The organism is Paraburkholderia sp. SIMBA_054 (assembly GCF_046534875.1).
Lineage (GTDB): Bacteria > Pseudomonadota > Gammaproteobacteria > Burkholderiales > Burkholderiaceae > Paraburkholderia > Paraburkholderia hospita.
The window spans coordinates 1-2,452 of sequence record NZ_JAWRXV010000148.1 but is presented as its reverse complement, the minus strand read 5'-3'; the positions used below and the strand labels follow the sequence as shown (position 1 = coordinate 2,452).

Here is a 2,452-nt window from a genome sequence, read left to right as displayed (position 1 = left end):
GGGCAGCGGCGATACCCGAACCGCTGCTGCGCAGTTCTATTCGCTGGTGGCATAAGGACTCCTTGCCATTACCGAATTTCTTACCCCGCCAAACTTATCGCGACACAACCTGATGATGCGCTTGATGGCCCGGTGGTCCTGCTCGACGAGGCTCAGCGAGTACGCCACATACCACCGCACACACAGCAGGATCACATCCAGCGGATAGTGCAGGCGCTTCAACACCTCGCCAATGCCTGCGGGCAATGTCTTGCGCAGAGTTTTCTTCTTGGCCATCGCGTTCGCCATCGATATCGGACCGCGAATTTTACCGCAGGGCCTTATTGCGACACTGCCATTCTCCTTGCTAAGGCGATTTTTCAATAAAATAGAACCACCGGCGTAACCGCGTGCGCCATGAGACATCGCGACGGCGGTAAGTAGGCGGTCGGCAGTCCGTGCCGGAAAAATGCTCGGCGTCCCATTGGGAAACGCGCATTTCGCTCGCCTGTCAGCCGATCTCACTTGTGCGTCATTCCATTGAAGCCACAACCTCGTCGGTAGTCACCACGCCGTGCGCGAGAAACGCGTAGTTGATCATCGCCGCCTTGTATCCGTCACCCCAAACGGGATGTCGCGGTCCGGCGGTGGCATCGCTAACAACGAAAACCTCGAAGCCCTGTTCGAGCAGATCACGCAGATGTGACTCCACGCACATGTTGGCAAGCATGCCTCCGAGCACCACCCTTCTCACTCCCCGCTTGCGCAGTTGAAGGACGAGATCGTTGGTCTGCGGTCCAAAGACTTTGTGCGGACTTACAACAATCGTCTCACCGTCGTTGATGTAAGGCTTGAATTCGTCGAGCCAGTCAGCGCCGGAGCCTTCGAAACCTTCCAGACTCAACTGACCACTGCGCGCAAACGTGCCGGTTGCGAATTCATCTGCCTCCAATGGTCCATTGAATTTCCATACGCGATCGGTCGGGAAAAAGTAATGTGGCGATATAAAGACTGCAAACTTCGCGGACTTTGCCGCCTTGAAGATTCGCAGCATGTTTTCCACAGTCTTATTCTCTGTCACGCTTGCTCCCACCGCGCCCCAGTTCTTGCCGTTCTTGCTTAAGACATCGACTTGCGGGTCGATGAAAACCACGGCTGTCTCGGTTCGATTAAACGACATTTTGGACCTCCCAGAGAGTGCATGACGGCGTGCCGGTTTCCATCGACCCGAGCCTCTCCGATCAGATTAGGAAAGGGAGGACTAGAAAGCAACTGGTACAAATGGCGCAGGTGCCGGGTGACGGGGACGCCTGAATCCCGCATGTTGACTCCGCCTGCAGGCTATTAATAAGCCAGTGATTAAGAAGCCGACTCGGCCGTTGGGAGTTAGGGATGAAAATGCGATTTCCACGACTGTCTTTCTCCGCGAAGAAAAGCCGGGACGAGTCCTGCGAGCTCTCTTCAAGCTGCATGCAGCACTCTTATGTTCCCGTCGCCGCACGTCAGCGTCGGACGCCGTGTTTAACGGGCGTTATGATGCACGCACCGAGTACCCATGGATGTCGTGGCCGAGGGATGTCTATCTTACTCCGATATCTTGATGAAGCCTTCCTGCACCAGTTGGGTAAGGCGCGCCATCGCGTCAGTATTGACTTTCACGCCCGGTAGCAGATCTGCATTGCCCCATTTGTGAGCGGCCGCGGTAGCACCGCATAATTCCACCCTTACACCGCGTCCGATTAGACCCGCTAAAAGAGACTTATAGGGATTACCGGTTGCGATATTTCTCTCTGCGTTATAGGCCTCATCGTTGAGCATGACGTGTCCGGCGTTGGTGTGAAAGACCGCCGCGATGTCATCTTTGGCGTTCCACCCCGCCGCATCATTCTTAATCAGCTGCATGTGAAAGATGGAGGCGGGAAGGTCCCCCTCGAGCATCAGACTGCTAACACTGAACACGAGCTTCAGCTCGTTGAGTTCCACTGGGATATCGACGTGTAAGGCCTTTTCCATATCGAGCATACAACCCCCTGCGAAAAATTGATGGATGCGCAGGCGCGAAGCATCTGCTACCGCATGGTCCACTGTAGTGGAAGCCGTCCGAAACCTCCATAACCCGTTTGCGAGGTCTCAACCGACCCGTTCAGGAGGCTGAAATGAAGTTTAGCGGCATTGAGCTGCACTCGAAGAACGCCGTGGTCGTGCAACAGCAGCCCGTTGAGCGCAAAGGCGCGGAGGCCGCGTGCCACAACGATTTTACGACAGCCTCAAGCATCGTCCCGAGACCACTCAAGGCACCGGTCTGGCCGATGTAATGGCGTACAAGGACCCTAATTTCGTCCGCCGGGACTTCAGCAGTCTGATGCGCAAATCGCACTGGGATACAGGAAAATGACGGTTTTGTCGCACTAACGCGCTGAGCTAGAATTTGCGTCCCACCATGAATGACGAACAGCATGGACAAGACGAAGAA

3 protein-coding genes and 1 pseudogene are annotated in these 2,452 nt (G+C 55.3%); all 4 read right to left on the bottom strand.

Annotated features, from left to right (window positions below; all coding sequences use genetic code 11):
* Nucleotides 1-105: 105 nt before the first annotated feature.
* Nucleotides 106-288: pseudogene (locus tag SB822_RS54345) on the bottom strand (IS6 family transposase); the annotation flags it as partial.
* 223 nt (nt 289-511) lie between these two features.
* Nucleotides 512-1,159 carry a cysteine hydrolase gene (locus tag SB822_RS54340; RefSeq protein WP_086909257.1) on the bottom strand — a complete coding sequence of 216 codons (648 nt, stop codon included), beginning with the start codon at nt 1,157-1,159 and terminating at the stop codon, nt 512-514.
* A 404-nt stretch (nt 1,160-1,563) separates the two neighbouring features.
* Nucleotides 1,564-2,001, bottom strand: coding sequence for a DsrE family protein (locus SB822_RS54335; protein ID WP_086909264.1), 438 nt, complete (start codon nt 1,999-2,001; stop codon nt 1,564-1,566).
* A 121-nt stretch (nt 2,002-2,122) separates the two neighbouring features.
* Nucleotides 2,123-2,452 (bottom strand): hypothetical protein (locus tag SB822_RS54330; RefSeq protein ID WP_410858753.1); only part of this gene is annotated, 330 nt, incomplete at its 5' end.